The sequence below is a fragment of the Mycobacterium sp. 2YAF39 genome (genome assembly GCF_052114565.1).
In the GTDB taxonomy this organism is placed as follows: domain Bacteria; phylum Actinomycetota; class Actinomycetes; order Mycobacteriales; family Mycobacteriaceae; genus Mycobacterium.
The window spans coordinates 82,555-98,556 of sequence record NZ_JBFREZ010000002.1 but is presented as its reverse complement, the minus strand read 5'-3'; the positions used below and the strand labels follow the sequence as shown (position 1 = coordinate 98,556).

At 65.7% G+C, this 16,002-nt stretch carries 19 protein-coding genes; 10 read left to right on the top strand and 9 right to left on the bottom strand.

The features are described from left to right. Window positions 1-34: 34 nt before the first annotated feature. Entirely contained in the window at window positions 35-814 is a 780-nt protein-coding gene (locus AB4Z42_RS05955) for a methyltransferase domain-containing protein (RefSeq protein ID WP_442008227.1), read from the top strand. Between the two features lie 3 nt (window positions 815-817). On the opposite strand, the gene AB4Z42_RS05950 is transcribed toward AB4Z42_RS05955, so the two are convergent. After that, entirely contained in the window at window positions 818-1,945 is a 1,128-nt protein-coding gene (locus AB4Z42_RS05950) for a glycerate kinase (protein ID WP_442008226.1), read from the bottom strand. 19 nt (window positions 1,946-1,964) lie between these two features. Further along, window positions 1,965-2,399 (bottom strand): MarR family winged helix-turn-helix transcriptional regulator, encoded by a 435-nt coding sequence (locus tag AB4Z42_RS05945; protein WP_442008225.1) that lies wholly within the window; start codon window positions 2,397-2,399, stop codon window positions 1,965-1,967. Window positions 2,400-2,435: 36 nt separating this feature from the next. Here AB4Z42_RS05945 and AB4Z42_RS05940 point away from each other — a divergent pair, with 36 nt between their 5' ends. The 4 genes from AB4Z42_RS05940 (at window position 2,436) to AB4Z42_RS05925 (ending at window position 5,477) form a co-directional block, all read left to right on the top strand. Further along, window positions 2,436-3,113 carry a class I SAM-dependent methyltransferase gene (locus AB4Z42_RS05940; protein ID WP_442008224.1) on the top strand — a complete coding sequence of 226 codons (678 nt, stop codon included), beginning with the start codon at window positions 2,436-2,438 and terminating at the stop codon, window positions 3,111-3,113. A gap of 87 nt (window positions 3,114-3,200) precedes the next feature. After that, complete coding sequence (gene pyrH, locus AB4Z42_RS05935; RefSeq protein WP_442008223.1) at window positions 3,201-3,998, top strand: UMP kinase; 798 nt, start codon at window positions 3,201-3,203, stop codon at window positions 3,996-3,998. Window positions 3,999-4,041: 43 nt separating this feature from the next. After that, the gene (gene frr / locus AB4Z42_RS05930) at window positions 4,042-4,599 is read left to right on the top strand and encodes a ribosome recycling factor (protein ID WP_442008222.1); all 558 of its coding nucleotides are present in this window, start codon (window positions 4,042-4,044) and stop codon (window positions 4,597-4,599) included. Beyond that, complete coding sequence (locus tag AB4Z42_RS05925; RefSeq protein WP_442008221.1) at window positions 4,599-5,477, top strand: phosphatidate cytidylyltransferase; 879 nt, start codon at window positions 4,599-4,601, stop codon at window positions 5,475-5,477. Before frr ends, AB4Z42_RS05925 begins: the two co-directional genes overlap by 1 nt. Here AB4Z42_RS05925 and AB4Z42_RS05920 read toward each other — a convergent pair. Further along, window positions 5,461-6,384, bottom strand: coding sequence for a DMT family transporter (locus tag AB4Z42_RS05920; protein ID WP_442008220.1), 924 nt, complete (start codon window positions 6,382-6,384; stop codon window positions 5,461-5,463). The genes AB4Z42_RS05925 and AB4Z42_RS05920 overlap by 17 nt on opposite strands. 69 nt (window positions 6,385-6,453) lie before the next feature. Between AB4Z42_RS05920 and rlmN the strand changes: the two genes are divergently transcribed. Then, on the top strand, window positions 6,454-7,578 hold the full coding sequence (gene rlmN / locus AB4Z42_RS05915; protein ID WP_442008219.1) for a 23S rRNA (adenine(2503)-C(2))-methyltransferase RlmN: 1,125 nt from the start codon (window positions 6,454-6,456) through the stop codon (window positions 7,576-7,578). Window positions 7,579-7,585: 7 nt separating this feature from the next. Here the strand turns inward: rlmN and AB4Z42_RS05910 are convergent, their stop codons facing one another. The 5 genes from AB4Z42_RS05910 to AB4Z42_RS05890 are packed head-to-tail and all read right to left on the bottom strand — an operon-like array spanning window position 7,586 to window position 11,831. Further along, window positions 7,586-8,185 (bottom strand): hypothetical protein, encoded by a 600-nt coding sequence (locus AB4Z42_RS05910; RefSeq protein ID WP_442008218.1) that lies wholly within the window; start codon window positions 8,183-8,185, stop codon window positions 7,586-7,588. Further along, window positions 8,182-8,595 carry a nuclear transport factor 2 family protein gene (locus AB4Z42_RS05905; RefSeq protein ID WP_442008217.1) on the bottom strand — a complete coding sequence of 138 codons (414 nt, stop codon included), beginning with the start codon at window positions 8,593-8,595 and terminating at the stop codon, window positions 8,182-8,184. Before AB4Z42_RS05905 ends, AB4Z42_RS05910 begins: the two co-directional genes overlap by 4 nt. Further along, window positions 8,592-10,076 (bottom strand): aldehyde dehydrogenase family protein, encoded by a 1,485-nt coding sequence (locus AB4Z42_RS05900; protein ID WP_442008216.1) that lies wholly within the window; start codon window positions 10,074-10,076, stop codon window positions 8,592-8,594. The genes AB4Z42_RS05905 and AB4Z42_RS05900 overlap by 4 nt, the downstream gene beginning before the upstream one ends. 57 nt (window positions 10,077-10,133) lie before the next feature. Continuing rightward, complete coding sequence (locus tag AB4Z42_RS05895; RefSeq protein WP_442008215.1) at window positions 10,134-10,682, bottom strand: TetR/AcrR family transcriptional regulator; 549 nt, start codon at window positions 10,680-10,682, stop codon at window positions 10,134-10,136. A gap of 45 nt (window positions 10,683-10,727) precedes the next feature. Further along, window positions 10,728-11,831, bottom strand: a complete 1,104-nt coding sequence (locus AB4Z42_RS05890; RefSeq protein ID WP_442008214.1) for a phosphotransferase — start codon at window positions 11,829-11,831, stop codon at window positions 10,728-10,730. Window positions 11,832-11,886: 55 nt separating this feature from the next. On the opposite strand from AB4Z42_RS05890, the gene AB4Z42_RS05885 reads away from it, so the two are divergent. Beyond that, the gene (locus AB4Z42_RS05885) at window positions 11,887-13,068 is read left to right on the top strand and encodes a CaiB/BaiF CoA transferase family protein (protein ID WP_442008213.1); all 1,182 of its coding nucleotides are present in this window, start codon (window positions 11,887-11,889) and stop codon (window positions 13,066-13,068) included. Between the two features lie 73 nt (window positions 13,069-13,141). Here AB4Z42_RS05885 and AB4Z42_RS05880 read toward each other — a convergent pair whose 3' ends face one another. Beyond that, complete coding sequence (locus tag AB4Z42_RS05880; protein ID WP_442008212.1) at window positions 13,142-13,696, bottom strand: TetR/AcrR family transcriptional regulator; 555 nt, start codon at window positions 13,694-13,696, stop codon at window positions 13,142-13,144. Window positions 13,697-13,749: 53 nt separating this feature from the next. Between AB4Z42_RS05880 and AB4Z42_RS05875 the strand changes: the two genes are divergently transcribed. Genes AB4Z42_RS05875 through AB4Z42_RS05865 form a run of 3 tightly spaced genes read left to right on the top strand, consistent with a single transcriptional unit; the run spans window position 13,750 to window position 16,002 of the window. Continuing rightward, on the top strand, window positions 13,750-14,988 hold the full coding sequence (locus AB4Z42_RS05875; protein WP_442008841.1) for a cytochrome P450: 1,239 nt from the start codon (window positions 13,750-13,752) through the stop codon (window positions 14,986-14,988). Between the two features lie 8 nt (window positions 14,989-14,996). Continuing rightward, complete coding sequence (locus tag AB4Z42_RS05870; RefSeq protein ID WP_442008211.1) at window positions 14,997-15,188, top strand: ferredoxin; 192 nt, start codon at window positions 14,997-14,999, stop codon at window positions 15,186-15,188. Between the two features lie 43 nt (window positions 15,189-15,231). Continuing rightward, window positions 15,232-16,002 carry a MarP family serine protease gene (locus AB4Z42_RS05865; RefSeq protein ID WP_442008210.1) on the top strand — a complete coding sequence of 257 codons (771 nt, stop codon included), beginning with the start codon at window positions 15,232-15,234 and terminating at the stop codon, window positions 16,000-16,002.

Genomic DNA, 16,002 nt, shown 5'->3' with positions numbered 1-16,002 from the left:
AATGACGTACTGACCCGCACTCGTTGACAACGGTATGACGAGCGACAAGCGCGACTATCTCTTCGGTGCCGAGTTCGCCGAGGAGCGCAGCCGGATCACCGGCATGGAATCTTTGTGGGATCCGGGCAGCCGATCGCTGCTCGACGGCCTCGGCGTCGGCGATGGCTGGCGATGTCTCGAGGTCGGCGCCGGCGGTGGCTCCCTTGTCTGTTGGATGGCCGATCGCGGAGCACTTGTCACCGCCGTCGACATCGACACGCGATTCGTCGAGCATCTCGAGTCGGACAACATCGAGGTCCGGCGGCTCGACCTTCGCACCGATGAGCTTCCGTCCAACGCCTACGACCTTGTTCACGCACGCCTTGTGCTCGAGCATCTCAATGATCGAAGGAAGGTCCTCGCCAAGCTCGCGACCACGCTGCACCCCGGCGGGTGGATCGTCATCGAGGACTACGACATGCGCAGCTTCAGCTGGGGTAACCAGGAGCCACCGTTGGAGGCGAGCGGGAAGGCCGTCATCGCGGTGATGACACGGGCCGGCTATGAACCCGAGTACGGCAGGCGGATCGTCGCCGACCTTCTCGATACGGGATTCACAGATGTCCGCGGTGAAGGCAGGGCAATGATCATCGACGGCCGCTCACCTGGATTCGCCTTCTTCAGACTGACTTTCGAGAGTGTGCGGCAAACGGCCATCGACCTCGGCGTGCTCACGGTCGCCGACGCGGACGCGACCACTGCCCGCTTGAACGATGCGGACATGCCGATCTTCACCCCGGTGATGATGGCCGGGATCGGCCGCCGCCCCGCCTGATCGCTACCCGGCGATCTCGCGGCAGACGTCGGCCGTGGCGCGCGTCAGCGATTCGGCTCCCTCGCGCAGTGCCTGCTCGATGGGAGTGCCGTCCGCGGTGATCGCGACGAGGCGCTCCACCCCGTGCTCCAACAGCACCGAGGCGTCGGGCGCGACCCGGCCTGCGAAGATGACCACCCGCGCGCCTGCCCGCGCCGCGGCCTGCGCCACACCGAAAGGTGTTTTGCCCATGACGGTTTGGGCGTCCACACTGCCTTCTCCGGTGAACACCCAGTCGGCGCCTCGTAGTGCCTTTTCCAGGCCGACGGTCTCGGCGACCTCGTCGACACCCGGTTTGCTTTCCGCGTCGAGGAATTCGACGAGTGCGAAGCCCAGACCGCCGGCGGCACCCGCCCCACGACGTTGCGGGTTCGCCTGGCCGAGCGTTTTGGCCGTGACGGTCGCCAGTTGCGTCAGAGCGGATTCCAGAGTCTCCACATCGGCGGGTGTGGCTCCCTTCTGCGGCCCGAACACCGCCGAGGCGCCGGTCGGTCCCAACAGCGGCGCGGTGACGTCGGAGGCAACATGGATGCGGATGTCGCGCAGCCGCGGGTCCAGCCCGGACACGTCGATGTGATCGAGGTGACGCAGCGCGGCGCCGCCGGGTTCGAGCGTGGCGCCGTCGGCGCCGAGGAATGACGCACCGAGCGCGGTGAGCATTCCGGCACCGCCGTCGTTGGTGGCCGATCCGCCGATGCCGATCAGCAACTCCTCGGCTCCGCGGTCCATCGCGGAGCGGATGAGCTGTCCGACGCCGAAGGTGCTGGCGCGCAGCACGTCTCGCTGATCCGGCGGGATCAGTTCCAGCCCCGAGGCGGCTGCCATCTCGATGACCGCCAACTGACGAAGCGCAACGAAGCCATAGCGTGCGTTGATGATCTGGCCGAGCGGGCCAAAGACCTCTTGCTCGATGTGGCGACCGTGCAGTGCGTCGACGACGGCGTCCACGGTGCCCTCGCCGCCGTCGGCCATGGGAACACCGACGCATTCGGCATCGGGTATCACCGCTTGGACGCCGGCACGCATCGCGGCGACGGCTTCGGTCGCTGTCATCGACTCCTTGAACGAGTCCGGAGCGAGAACGATCTTCATCGGAGCCAGTCTCCCAGACCTAGTCTCTACCGAGCGCTATGAGAACGCGCTTGAACTCCTGTCGCTGTTCGGCGGTCAGACCCGCCATCAGTTTCCGCTCGGCGGCACGTACTCCCGAGTCGGTGCGCTTCAGCAGATCCCCGCCCTCCTGCGTGAGGCGGGCGGGAAGCGACCGCCCGGACTCAACACTCGCCGGCCGGGTGACCAGCCCGCGGCCTTCCAGGCGTCGCAACACCATGTTCATCGCCTGCGGGGTGACATTGGTGTCGCGGGCGAGATCTGCGTTGGAGCGGTCCGGGTATTTCGACAGGATCCGCATGCAGATGTATTGAGGGAATGCCAGTCCCACCGGATCCAGCGCCGTGGCGGTCACTTCGGCGCGCAGCGCGTTGGCCACGCGGGACAGCAGATAGCCCAGCGGCTGATCCTGGAGCATGTCGTCCATATCAACCATCTTGACACATATCAACTAGGTTGATATACCGGTTTCATGACGCAACCGACGAATGAGATGTTCGAATCCGCATACCGTGGCGAGGCTCCCGAGATGGCAGGCGTGAAGCCGCCGTGGAGCATCGGCGAACCGCAACCGGAGCTCGCCGCCCTCATCGAGCAGGGCAGATTCACCGGCGATGTGCTCGACGCCGGCTGCGGTGAGGCCGCCATTTCGCTGTATCTGGCCGAACGGGGGTTCACCACGGTCGGACTGGACCAGTCGCCGACCGCCATTGACCTGGCCCGAACGGAGGCCGCCAAGCGGGGTCTGACCAGCGCCACCTTCGAGGTCGCCGACATCAGCGATTTCGGCGGCTACGACGGCCGGTTCTCGACGATCGTCGACTCGACGCTGTTTCACTCGATGCCCGTGGAGCTGCGTGACGGCTACCTGCAGTCCATCGTGCGGGCGGCCGCGCCGGGCGCGTCGTACTTCGTGCTGGTGTTCGACAAGGCCGGGATGCCGGACGGCCCGGCCAACCCCGTCACCGAGGAAGAACTGCGCGACGCCGTCTCGAAGTACTGGACCATCGACGAGGTGAGGCCTGCGCGGATCCACGGCGTCTTCCCGGAGGGCTTCGAGGAGTTCTTCCCGGTGACCGACGTCCGGGAGGAGCCCAAGGGACGCAGGTCGGTGCCCGCCTTCCTGCTGACCGCGCATTTGCCGGGCTGAGACCGACGCGCGACCCCCACCTGGGGCCCGGGAAGCCGCCATGAGGCAGGATTAGGGGAATCTCAGCGAAGACCCCGAAGGAGTCGGATGGCGGAATTTGATGTCGCCGGCCCGGCGGCTCCCGAGCCAACCAGCCCCAACGGCGCTGACCCAGTTTCCTCCGGCGATAGGCCGCTCCGGCCGGTGTATTCCCGCGTGCTTCTCAAGCTCGGCGGCGAGATGTTCGGCGGCGGGCAAGTGGGCCTGGACCCCGATGTCGTCCACCAGGTGGCCCAACAAATAGCCGAGGTCGTTCGCAGCGGGGTGCAGGTTGCCGTCGTCATCGGCGGCGGCAACTTCTTCCGCGGTGCGCAACTGCAGCAGCGAGGTATGGAGCGCACCCGCAGCGACTACATGGGCATGCTCGGCACGGTGATGAACAGCCTTGCGCTGCAGGACTTCCTGGAGAAGCAAGGGATCGCGACCCGCGTCCAGACCGCGATCACGATGGGTCAGGTCGCCGAGCCGTACATCCCGCTTCGCGCCAGACGCCACCTGGAGAAGGGTCGCGTGGTCATCTTCGGCGCCGGCATGGGGCTGCCGTACTTCTCGACGGACACCACGGCCGCGCAGCGGGCGCTCGAGATCGGCGCCGAGGTGGTGCTGATGGCCAAGGCTGTCGACGGCGTCTTCACCGCCGACCCGAAAGTGCACCCCGACGCCGAGTTGTTGACCGCGATCAGCCACCGTGAGGTCATCGATCGCGGTCTCAAAGTCGCCGATGCAACCGCGTTCAGCCTGTGCATGGACAATGGCATGCCGATTCTGGTGTTCAACCTGCTCACCGATGGCAATATCGCGCGTGCGGTCGCAGGTGAGAAGATCGGAACACTGGTCACCACCTAACACCGGACGTGCCCGAGAAGGAGCACGTCATGAGGAGAACAACGTGATCGAGGAAAGCCTCTTCGATGCCGAAGAGAAGATGGAGAAGGCGGTGTCGGTGGCGCGCGACGACCTGTCGTCGATCCGAACCGGACGCGCTAATCCCGGCATGTTCGCGCGCGTCAACATGGACTATTACGGCTCGCAGACGCCGATCACGCAGTTGTCCAGCATCAACGTCCCCGAGCCGCGCCTCGTCGTCATCAAGCCCTATGAGGCCAATCAGCTGCGCAACATCGAAGATGCGATCCGCAACTCGGATCTGGGCGTGAACCCGACGAACGACGGGAACGTCATCCGGGTGTCCATCCCGCAGCTGACCGAGGAGCGCCGCCGCGACCTGGTCAAGCAGGCGAAGTCCAAGGGCGAGGACGCCCGGGTGTCGGTGCGCAACATCCGTCGCAAGGCGATGGAGGAGCTCCACCGCATCAAGAAGGACGGCGAGGCGGGCGAGGACGAGGTGAGCAGGGGCGAGAAGGACCTCGACAAGATCACCCACACGTACACGAACCAGATCGACGAGCTGGTCAAGCACAAAGAAGGCGAGCTGCTGGAGGTCTAGTGACCGATCAGCACAAGACTCCCGTGGCAGATACGCCGGTCGAAGGGCCACCGAAGAAGAAGTCCCGGGCCGGCCGTGACCTGCCCGCCGCCATCGGGGTCGGTGTCGTGCTCGGCGCGATCGCGATCGGCGTCCTGTTGTTCGCACCCGTCGGGTGGCTGCCGGTGCTCGCCGTGGCGATCCCGATCGCGATGTACGAGGTCATTCGCCGGCTCGGGGAAGCCGGGTACGCGCTGCCGGTGATTCCCCTCCTGGTCGGCGGGCAGGCCATGATCTGGCTGAGCTGGCCCTACGGCGTCGCGGGCACGCTGGGCGCCTACGCCGGAACGATCGTCGTATGCATGGTCTGGCGCCTGCTCCGGCAGGGGCTCGGCGAGCAGCCGTTGAACTATCTGCGCGACATCTCGGCCACGGTTCTGTTGGCGACGTGGGTTCCGCTGTTCGCCAGTTTCAGTGCGCTGCTGATCTTCCAGGACCACGGCGGATTCCGGACGTTCATCGTGATCGTGACCGTCGTGTTCGCCGACATCGGCGGCTACGTGGCCGGGGTGTTGTTCGGCAAGCATCTGATGGCGCCCGCGATCAGCCCGAAGAAGTCGTGGGAAGGGCTGGGCGGCTCACTGCTGTTCGGCGTCTCCGCCTCCGTGATCGCAGTGATCTTCCTGCTCGACAAGCCGTGGTGGGTCGGAGTTCCGCTGGGCCTGCTTCTGGTCATCACGGGCGTGCTCGGTGACCTGGTCGAGTCGCAGATCAAGCGCGACCTCGGGATCAAGGACATGGGCAAGCTGTTGCCCGGTCACGGGGGAGTGATGGACAGGATCGACGCGATGCTGCCCTCGGCGGTCGCCGGCTGGATCGTCCTCACGCTGCTCGCGTAACAGCGGCCTGCTCCGCGGCGGGCTCAGCCTGCCGGCGCGTTCCTTTGGAGTTGAGCCAACAGGCGGCGGCGCCGACGACGAGGCCCACCGCGACCCCGATATCGGGGCGCTGGCCCAGCATCAGCCACGACATCAGACCTGCCACCGCGGGGATCACCGCGAACAGCATCGCGACCGCGGCCGCGCCGTAGTCGTTGACCCCGCGCACGTACAACGTCATGGACAGCACCGCGTTCAGCAGCACCACCGCCGCGACGGCGCCCGCCGCCTTCCATGGATCGGTCACCGTCCACGGCATCACCGCGGCCAGCGCGACGACCGGCACGATGCACGCGGCGTTCTGCAGTGCCGCCGTTGCCCGGAAGTCCACGCCGGAGCAGAACTTCTGCTGGTAGACGCCGCCGGCCGCCACGCTGAACAACGACACGAGGATCAGCAGGACCGCGGGGTCGACGCCGCCGACGGAGATCAGCCGGCCCGCGCAGGCCGCGAGAACCGCGACCACCCCCAGCGCCAGCGCTCCGATCCGAACCAAGGTGAGCGACTCGCCGAGGAACACCGCGGCCAGCACCGCCGTGACGACGGGATTCATGGAGATGATCACCGCGCCCAGTACCGCTGGGGCACCGTGCATCAGCGCCACATAGAGGCAGGTGAACAGCAGGCCCTGGGCGAGTAGTCCGCTGATCAACACATGCACCAGCGTGCGGCCTGTGGGCCAGGTCACCCGGGTCAGTTTGGCCCACACCGCCAGGATGACGGCGGCGAGACCGAACCGGAACACCAGCACAGCCATCGGCGACATCACCGAAACAGCAAGCGCGCCAACGGGATAGCCAAGCGCATAGAAGAACGTCAGCGCTGACGCGGCTCCTAGCGGCATGGTCCTGGCAGGCATATGAACCATAGTTGCGGGCAACGCCGAAGTTCGCGAATTAATTTCGGGCGGTCGCCAATGAGATACTGACAACAGCTCATGGCCACCTCCCTGCCTCTCGTTTTCGATCCGCCGCGACGCGCGAAGCCGCCGCGTCACCTTGCCGACCTCGACGAAGACGCCCGCACCGCCGCCGTCGCGGAGCTGGGTTTGCCCGCATTCCGGGGTAAACAGCTGGCCAATCAGTACTACGGCCGGCTGATCGCCGATCCGCATCAGATGACCGATCTGCCAGCGGGGATTCGCGATCAGATCGCGGATGCACTGTTCCCGAAGCTGCTCGACGCGGTGCGTGAGATCGAATGCGACTCGGGGGAGACCCGCAAGATGCTGTGGCGCGCGGTCGACGGCTCGACGTTCGAGTCGGTGCTGATGCGCTATCCGCAGCGCAACACCGTGTGCATCTCGTCGCAGGCCGGCTGTGGAATGGCTTGCCCGTTCTGCGCGACGGGCCAGGGCGGGTTGCAGCGCAACCTGTCGACCGCCGAGATTCTCGAGCAGGTACGCGCGGCGGCCGTCGAGTTGCGCGACCGCGACGGTGACGGGATCGCGCCGCCAGCTCGCGGCGGCCGGCTGTCCAACATCGTGTTCATGGGTATGGGTGAGCCGCTGGCCAATTACAACCGCGTGCTCGCGGCGGTGCGCCGCATCACGGCGCCGCCACCTCACGGATTCGGCATCTCCGCGCGTTCGGTCACCGTGTCGACGGTCGGGCTTGCCCCCGCGATCCGCAAGCTGGCCGACGAACGCCTCGGCGTGACGCTGGCGCTCTCGCTGCATGCACCCGACGATGAACTCCGCGACACCCTGGTGCCCGTGAACAGCCGCTGGAAGGTCTCCGAAACACTCGATGCGGCAAGGTATTACGCGGATACGACCGGACGACGGGTGTCGATCGAGTATGCACTCATCCGCGACGTCAACGATCAGCCCTGGCGCGCCGATCTGCTGGGCAAGCGGCTGCACGGCGCACTGGGTCCACTGGTCCACGTCAACGTCATCCCGTTGAACCCGACTCCCGGCAGTGAGTGGGACGCAAGCCCCAAACCGGCGGAACGGGAGTTCGTCAAGCGGGTCCGCGAGCGTGGAGTGTCATGCACCGTTCGCGACACCCGTGGCCGTGAAATCGCCGCCGCTTGTGGTCAATTGGCGGCCGAGGGCTGAGTAGCCGTCAGAGCCGCTGGATCGAGATCCGCGCGTTGATGTGCCAGATGGAGCCGTTGGCGTTGGACTGCAGGAACAACCCGTCGACCTCGTCGCCGACCTGATGCTCGACGACCAGCTTGGCCTCGTCGTCGACGTGCACGTACGTCTCCATGAAACTCGGAAGCGCATTGGCGTCGCTGCCCGTGCCGACCGAAAGCGCCTTGGCGTTGCTGGCGTCGATGACCTCGATCGTGGGGACGGTGTCGGGCGGGAGCGCATCCTCGAGATAGCGCAGCCGCGCGTAACCGGCGGGCGGCGTCGGGGACGTCGGGATGATGACGGGATTGGCCGTGTCGTAGTAGTTGACGAGCGACATCGCGGTGACGTGGTAGTCGCCACTCTTCAGAGTGACGACGCCGGTCTTGTCGTCGAGGCTGATGTGGTCACCCTCCTCGACCTCCCGCTTGTTGAACACCCTGGTGTTCCACCCGGCGACCATCGGCTTGTTCGTGAGCGAATACTCCGCGTACACCGCGTATTCGTGCTCCGACGCGTCGCGGCTGCATCCCGAGGCGGCGGTGAGCGCGAGCAGCGCCACGGCGACGATCCACCGCCCTCTGCTCATGGCGCGCTTGTCGGGGCGTTGGTGAACCAGACGTTCTCCTCGCGCAGGTTGCGGCTGCGCCAGCCGTCCTGCGTGCGCACCAGCTCGTGGTGGTAGTAGCCGCCGCAATAGCTCTGTTCTGACATGCCGGGCAGCTGCATCGGGTTGTAGAACATCGCCCGCACCGTCGCGGCGTCGCCGGTGATATCGCTTTCGATGTTGGTGATGTAGTGCATGCTCCACGCGATGACGCCGAAATTCGCCGCGAACCAGTCGACGACCTCATCGCGACCGCCCACGACAGCACCCGCCGACGAGTAGTCGATATGCGCGTCGTCGGTAAACAGCGACCGGTACAGCTCCCAGTCCTTGGTGTCGACGGCGCGGGCGTATCGGTAAAGCAGCCGGGCGATTTCGGCCTCGTCGCTCATTCAGGCATGCCGATGGTCTTCGCCTCGAGGTACTCCTTATAGCCCTCTTCGCCGTTGCGGTAGCCCAGCCCGCTCTGCTTGGTGCCGCCGAAGGGACTGCCGATACCGAAATGGCTCTTGCCGTTGATGGTGACGTTGCCCGTCCGCATCCGCTTGGCCACCTCCAGTGCGCGGTCAACGTCGCCGCCGGACACCTCACCGGAGAGGCCGTAGATCGAGTTGTTGGCGATGGCGATCGCCTCGTCGTCGCCTTCGTAAGGAATGACCGACAGCACTGGCCCGAAGATCTCTTCCTGTGCCACTTGCGAATTCGGGTCGACGTCAGCGAGCAGTGTCGGCTGCACGTAGTAGCCCGTCGGCAGATTCTCGGGGATGCCGCCGCCGGTGACCAGTCGCGCGCCCGAGTCGATGCCGCTCTTGACCAGACCGAGCACCTTCTGCCGTTGGGTCTCGCTGATCTGCGGGCCCTGCATATTGTTCGGATCCCACGGGTCGCCGACCGGGAAGTTCTCCATCATGGTCTTCATGATCTCGATGCCTTCGTCATAACGACTGCGCGGCAACAAGACACGGCTCGGCAGTATGCAGCTCTGCCCGGACATCACACAGGCCATCAACGCCGCCATCGGCAACGCCATATTGAAGTCGGCGTCGTCGAGCACGATATGGGCGGACTTTCCGCCGAGTTCCAACAGTGTCTTTTTGACAGTCAGTGCACCCGCGGCCAGAATCGCGCGTCCCGTCGCCGTCGATCCGGTGAACGTGATCATGTCGACCCGCGGGTCGCTCGACAGCGCGGCGCCGACCTCGTTGGCGTTGGAGACGACGACGTTGAACACCCCTGCGGGAATGTCAGTCTCCTCGGCCACGATGCGGCCGTACTCACTGCCGGCCCACGGAGTCAGCTGTGCGGGCTTGAGGACCACTGTGTTACCGGCCATCAGAGCGGGCACCGTCTCGGCGACGTTGAGATAGAACGGAACGTTCCACGGGGTGATGGCCCCGACCACCCCGACGGGTTCGTAATGGATCTTGCGGCGCGCGGGCCCCAGCGGCGTGTCGTGGACGCCGTTGTCGGCCAGATACTCGAAGTTCTTGCCGTGTTCGGCCCAGTGCTTGACCTCCTCGATCGGACTCTCGATCTGAGAACCGGTCACCTTCACCGGACAGCCGACCTCGGTGATCAGCACTCGTCGCAAGTGCTCTTTGTTGCGTTCGAATGCCTCGTGCAACTGGGTCAGGCAGTGGTAGCGGAAGTCCAGATCACGAGACCACTCGCCGGCGTCGAATGCCCGCCGGGCCGCTCCCACCGCGCGTTCCATGTCGGCGACGGTCCCGTCGGTCGCCTGGCCGGCGACCTCCTCGCTGGCGGGATGAATCACGTCGAATTTCGCACCGCTGTCGGTGAACTGCAGCTCGCCGTCGATGAGCATCCGCTCTTCGCCGGCCAATACACCCGTTTCGTCCTGCACGCTGGTCATGCGCTCAGCATTACAAACTTCTGCGTAAGTGTCACTACCCCGGCGGATCCGAAAAGATCAGCCGGGTTGTTTGATACCCGCCGCGTGCCGGAGCTGCGCCAGGAACTGGTCGTCGTCGTCGCTGCGCACGATGTAGTGCGAGATCGCGACGCGAATTGCGGTGGCCGCCTTGACGCCTCCGTTGGGACCGGTCAACAACTTCTCGAGGCGCGCGCGCATGATCGGCAGGATTTTTCCCAGCTGGCCGATTACGACCTCGGGTTCGATGTCGATGAGGCGCACGCCGGAGTACGAGTGCTGGTATTCGACGATGAATCGCAATGCGGCGTCGAGTTTCTCGGTACCGCGTAGCCCGGCCGTCGCCTGGCTTATCCCGTTGTCGAACATCTCGCGCTCGTAGATCCCGAACGCATCGAGCAGTTCCTGTTTGGAGGCGAACCAGCGATAGAGCGTGGGCCGGGAGACCCCCGCCTGCAGTGCGACCTCCGAGAGGCTGAGCTTGGTCTGTCCGCTGCGGGCGAGCACTTCGGCGGTCGCAACGAGGATGCGGTGTCTGGTCGAGGTGTCCTCGACGGCTCCGGATACATCGCGCAGCGGTTCGTTCACTTGCTGGGCCTCAATCGTTGGGGTTCTCTGATCCTAGTTCGTCGGTCATAGCGACTTCTTGAGGACCGCGACCGTGTCGAGGTCTTCCAGCGCCGTGACCGCACGCCGCAGACCCTTCAACGCGATCCCTTCTTCCTGCATGCCACCCATCCCGGCGGTGATCAGGGCGGCGACGTAGGCGTACATCGCGCTTTGCCGGTAGCGCTTCCACAATTCGTCGCGATCCAGGTCCGGGCCACCTGCGGCGGCCAGCGCGCGGCGGTAACCGTCCAGGATGTCGCGCTGGCCGGCCTGCCGGTCGGCCGCCGTCATGCTCGTGATCAGGGTGTAGGCAAGTTCACGGCTCGGATGTCCGCGTCGCATCGCCTGCCAGTCCAGGAGGCCGGCCGCGCCATCGCGGAAGTAGACGTTTCCGGGGTGGGCATCGCCGTGCATGACGGTGTGCGGCGGCGTATCTATCAAGCGCGCTACGGCGCGGTAGTTCTCGTCGACGAAACGGCCGCTCTCGACGGCGATGTCGGTGCGCTCGGCGATCCGGCGTGCCGACGTCTTGAGCAGGGGACCTGTCAGCAGCGAAGAGCTGTCCGCAGAGGCGGACAGGAGCCAGTCGGGGATTCGGCCCCAGAACGTCCCGTGTAGCCGAGCCAGGAGTTCGACGATCAGGGGGGCCCTGTCGGGGCTGAGTGGATTGAGTGTGTCGGGAAACTCGCAGTCGTGGACCGCGAGATCTTCGAGTATCAGGACGAAGCGGCCGGTCAACGGGTCGAAGGCGGATCCATAGGACTCCGGCAGCCCGCTGAGTCGGGGTGCCAATTCGCGGTAGAACCGTGTCTCGGTCTCGGCGAGCCTGCCCACCTCACCCATCAGTCGAGTCGCGGCCGTTGCGGCCGCCATCTTGACGAAGACCGAATCCGGCACATCGGCGCCGGTCAGTGCGAGGCGGGCGCGGGACGACGTTCCGGCGTCGCCCCCGATCAGTGTCACCGACGTCACCGTGCGGCCCATCACCTGGGACAGGTACGCCGTGTCGAGGTCCTCGACCGTGCGGGGCACCGACCGAACCCTGCCGATCGCGGCGTCGGTGACGATACGTTGGACACCGCGTCCGAGATGCGATGCGAGGCCGACGATCGGCGCGACTTGTTTCACCACGGTAGTTTACAAATCTGGCCGAATTTGTAAAATTCGTGCGGAAGGATTCCCGATGACCGGACCGTTGGCAGGCGTCAGAGTCGTCGAACTCGGCGTGTGGGTCGCGGGGCCGGCGGCAGGTGGGATCCTCGCGGACTGGGGCGCCGACGTCGTCAAAATAGAGCCACCGGCGGGCGATCCGGCGCGGATGTTCGGCCGGATGCTGGGCATCGAGGACGGATCAAGTCCGCCGTTCGAAATGGACAATCGTGGCAAGCGCAGCATCGTGCTCGACGTGACCACCGAGGACGGACGATCGACAACCCGTGAGTTGTTAAGCGACGCCGATGTTTTCCTGACCAACGTGCGGCCGTCGGCGCTTGCGCGGATGGGTCTGGACTTCGAAGCGGTGGCGTCGGACAACCCTGCGCTGATCTATGGCCTGATCACCGGGTTCGGCGAGCGCGGTCCCGACGCCGATCGCGCCGCGTTCGACGTGGCCGCATTCTGGGCCCGATCGGGGCTGGCGCATCTGCTGACGCGACCGGGGGACACCCCGCCGTTTCAGCGCGGCGGGATGGGCGACCACACGGCGGGTATGACCCTGGCAGGCGCGGTGTGCGCGGCGCTTGTCGCCCGCGGGCGGACGGGCAAGGGGCAGATGGTCAGCACGTCGCTGTACCGGCAGGGCGCTTACACGGTCAGCTTCGACCTGAACACCTTTCTGATGACGGGCAATCCGATCGCGATCGGGCAACGCGAGTCGATGGGTAATCCCTGCATGAACAACTATGCGTCCGGTGACGGGCGACGGTTCTGGATTGTCGGCCTGCAGGCGAGCCGCCACTGGCCGCCGCTGTGCCGCGCCGTCGGCAGGCCCGACTGGTTGGCCGATGCGCGCTTCGATACGCCGATCAACCGCGCGATCAACGCTCGGGAATTGATCGCCGAACTCGACGAGATCTTCGCGACGAAGCCTCTTGACGAGTGGGCGAAAATCTTTGCGGGCGAACCGGATTTCTTCTGGTCGCCGATCAACTCACTCGAAGACGTCATCGGCGATGAGCAGTTCCACGCCGCGGGCGGCATCGTGAACGTGCCCGACGAACAGGGCGGTGTCGCGATGGTGGCCTCGCCAGCGGACTTCCACGGCACTCCGTGGGAGCCGCGTTCGACCGCACCGCAGCTCGGCCAGCACACTGACGAAATCCTCGCCGAACTGGCAGGACGTCAGGGCACGAATCGTTCGACGTAGGGCGGAATGGACTGCGGCGGAGGGACGTCGGTGAACCAGCCGGGCGTCAGGTCGTCCACCATGGACGGAATGCTCACTGCTCGGTCTCGGGGGCGAAGTGCTTGATACGGGCGGCGTGCCGAAGCTGATCCAGGAAGTCGCCGTCGTCGTCGCTGCGTACCAGATAGTGCGAAATCGCCACGCGCACAGCCGTTGACACCGCCAGGCCGGGATCGGGCCCCTGCGCCAGCCGCTCGAGCCGTTGCCGCATCAGCGGAATGACGCGCGACAGCCGCTTGATGACCTGCGCCGGTTCGATGTCGATCATGCGCAGCCCGGGATAGGACTGCTGGTAGTCGACGATCACCCGGAGGGCCGCGTCGAGCTTTTCGCACGCGGGAAGGTCGGCGGTCGCCTCGGCCACGGCACGTTCGTAGAACTGCCGCTCCCACACCACGAATGCTTCGAGCAGGTCCCGCTTGGAGGCGAACCACCGATAGAGCGTGGGGCGCGACACCCCGGCCTGCGTGGCGACCTCCGAAAGGCTGAGCTTGGTCATACCGTTGCGGCCGAGAACCTCCGCTGTGGCGGCGAGGATTCGCTGACGGGTCGAGCTGTCGTCCTCGACCACTGGTTCGTCCACCGCCATAGCTTTACAAATTTTTGACGAAGTGTCACGCTAAATCCGTGACAGCCCCACCCATGCCGGTACGTGAGCACAGTCGGTTCGACATCACGTCCCGTGACTTCTGGAGCCGGCCCTTCGACGCGCGCGACGAGGTATTCGCCCAGCTGCGGGCCGGTGACGGCCTCACATGGCACCGCCCTTTCGACTCGCTATTCCCGATGGAGGAACCGGGGTTCTGGGCGTTGACACGTCGCGCCGATATCGCGTTCGTCAGCCAGCATCCCGAGCTGTTCACCTCGGCCCAGGGGGTGGCGCTGAACCCGATGCCTGCTGAGATCCAGCGGTTCGCGTCGTTCTTCCTGAGCATGGATCCACCGCAGCACACCGTGTACCGGCGGCTGATCAGTTCCGCGTTCACGCCGCGCAACGTGCGTCAGATCGAGGAGCAGATCCACACCAACGCCATCGCGATCGTCGACGATCTCGTCGGGGCCGGCGACGTTGATTTCGTGGCCGCCTGCTCGGCGCGACTGCCGATGCTGACGATCATGGACATGCTCGGCGTGCCGACCGCCGACCAGCCGGCGGTGGCGTACGCGGCCGAAAAGCTGTTCGGCATGAGCGATGACGAGTACGCCACACCCGAAGAGCGGGCCGACGACCCCGTCGCCCAGATCACGCTGCTGTCCAACACCGGCGTGGAGCTCGCCCGGTTCCGCCGGAAGAATCCGGGCGATGACCTGATGACCGGAATCGTCAATGCGGAGGTCGACGGACACCGGCTCACCGATGAGGAGATCGGTGCTTTCCTGATCTTGTTGGCGTCCGCGGGAAACGACACCACCAAACAGTCCACCACGCACGCGATGCTCGCCCTGGTCGAGAATCCCGCGCAGCGGGAGTGGCTGATGGAGGACTTCGAGAACCGGATCGGGCCGGCTGTCGAGGAATTCGTCCGGTGGTCCTCGCCGGTGCTGCAGTTCGCCCGATTCGCCACCGAGGACACCGAGATCAACGGAGCGCCTGTGCGGGCGGGCGACAAGGTGGGCCTGTTCTACTGCTCGGCCAACAGGGACGAAGCGGCCTTCGCCGATCCGGGCGTGTTCGATCTGTCGCGGTCACCCAATCCGCACCTCGGCTTCGGTGGCGGCGGCCCGCACTTCTGCCTCGGCAACCAGCTGGCCAAGGCCGAGCTGCGAAACCTGTTCCGGGAATTGCTGACTCGCTTGACCAGCGTTGAATTCGGCGAGCCCGACCTGCTGTACAGCAACTTCGTCCACGGCGTCAAACGCCTGCCTGCCTTTGTTCGATAGGAGTGATCATGAAGGTGGAAGTCGATCTGGACAGGTGCACGGGCCACGGGATCTGCGAATCGATCGCCGACGAGGTGTTCGAGGTGGCCGATGACGGCGTCGTCGTGATCCACGACAACGAGCGGCCCGAATCCGACCGCGATCGGATGCAGCAGGCCGTCACCCAGTGTCCTGTCTCGGCGTTGCGACTCGCCGACTGAGCAACGGGCTGCCGCACGGCGCGTTGGCGTCTATCGTTTCGCCATGAGGTGGATTCAGCTCGCGTTCGCGCTTCTCGCGGTCACGCTGGGGCTGGGTGCGTTGGCCGGACGGGGCCAAGTCCCGGAGGCGGTCCACGCCGCCACCGAGTTGACCGAGCAGGTCGTCCCATTGGTCGAACCACCGGATGCGGCGCTTGCGAGCGACGCGGCGGTCGTCCACGCAGCGCACAGCGTCGTCAAGGTGACGAGCACCGCCTATTCCTGCCTGACGGTCACGACGGGCAGCGGGTTCGTCGTCTCGAAGGGCCGCGTGATGACCAATGCCCACGTGGTGGCGGGTTCGGACAGCGTCGCCGTATCGGTCGACGGTCAGGACCTCGTTGCCTCCGTCGTGGCCTACGAGCCGAACGAAGACATCGCCGTCCTTGAGGTGCCCGATCTACAGGCGCCGCCTCTGGACTTCGCCCGCGATATCGCGTGGCGGGGCGCCGACGCCGTGGTGCTGGGATATCCCGGCGGGGGACCGTTCGCCGCCTACCCGGCGAGGGTTCGTGAGGTCATCGCACTCAACGGTCCAGACATCTATGACACGAAGACCGTCTACCGCGAGGTCTACTCGATCAGAGGCAAGATGGTGCGCGGCGATTCCGGTGGGCCGCTGATCGACAGGCACGGACGGGTGCTGGGCATGAGTTTCGGGGCGGCGATGCACGACCCGGAGAACGGCTTCGTCCTCACCACGAACGAGGTCTACCCGCACGCCGTCGCAACGGGTTCAACGGAGCCGGTCGCGACCGGCTCGTGCGTGCGCTGA

Coding starts and splice junctions, on each gene's coding strand:
- AB4Z42_RS05955 (WP_442008227.1), top strand. CDS start 35: ATGACGAGCGACAAGCGCGACTATCTCTTCGGTGCCGAGTTCGCCGAG.
- AB4Z42_RS05950 (WP_442008226.1), bottom strand. CDS start 1,945: ATGAAGATCGTTCTCGCTCCGGACTCGTTCAAGGAGTCGATGACAGCG.
- AB4Z42_RS05945 (WP_442008225.1), bottom strand. CDS start 2,399: ATGGTTGATATGGACGACATGCTCCAGGATCAGCCGCTGGGCTATCTG.
- AB4Z42_RS05940 (WP_442008224.1), top strand. CDS start 2,436: ATGACGCAACCGACGAATGAGATGTTCGAATCCGCATACCGTGGCGAG.
- pyrH (WP_442008223.1), top strand. CDS start 3,201: ATGGCGGAATTTGATGTCGCCGGCCCGGCGGCTCCCGAGCCAACCAGC.
- AB4Z42_RS05920 (WP_442008220.1), bottom strand. CDS start 6,384: ATGGTTCATATGCCTGCCAGGACCATGCCGCTAGGAGCCGCGTCAGCG.
- rlmN (WP_442008219.1), top strand. CDS start 6,454: ATGGCCACCTCCCTGCCTCTCGTTTTCGATCCGCCGCGACGCGCGAAG.
- AB4Z42_RS05910 (WP_442008218.1), bottom strand. CDS start 8,185: ATGAGCAGAGGGCGGTGGATCGTCGCCGTGGCGCTGCTCGCGCTCACC.
- AB4Z42_RS05905 (WP_442008217.1), bottom strand. CDS start 8,595: ATGAGCGACGAGGCCGAAATCGCCCGGCTGCTTTACCGATACGCCCGC.
- AB4Z42_RS05900 (WP_442008216.1), bottom strand. CDS start 10,076: ATGACCAGCGTGCAGGACGAAACGGGTGTATTGGCCGGCGAAGAGCGG.
- AB4Z42_RS05885 (WP_442008213.1), top strand. CDS start 11,887: ATGACCGGACCGTTGGCAGGCGTCAGAGTCGTCGAACTCGGCGTGTGG.
- AB4Z42_RS05880 (WP_442008212.1), bottom strand. CDS start 13,696: ATGGCGGTGGACGAACCAGTGGTCGAGGACGACAGCTCGACCCGTCAG.
- AB4Z42_RS05875 (WP_442008841.1), top strand. CDS start 13,750: ATGCCGGTACGTGAGCACAGTCGGTTCGACATCACGTCCCGTGACTTC.
- AB4Z42_RS05870 (WP_442008211.1), top strand. CDS start 14,997: ATGAAGGTGGAAGTCGATCTGGACAGGTGCACGGGCCACGGGATCTGC.
- AB4Z42_RS05865 (WP_442008210.1), top strand. CDS start 15,232: ATGAGGTGGATTCAGCTCGCGTTCGCGCTTCTCGCGGTCACGCTGGGG.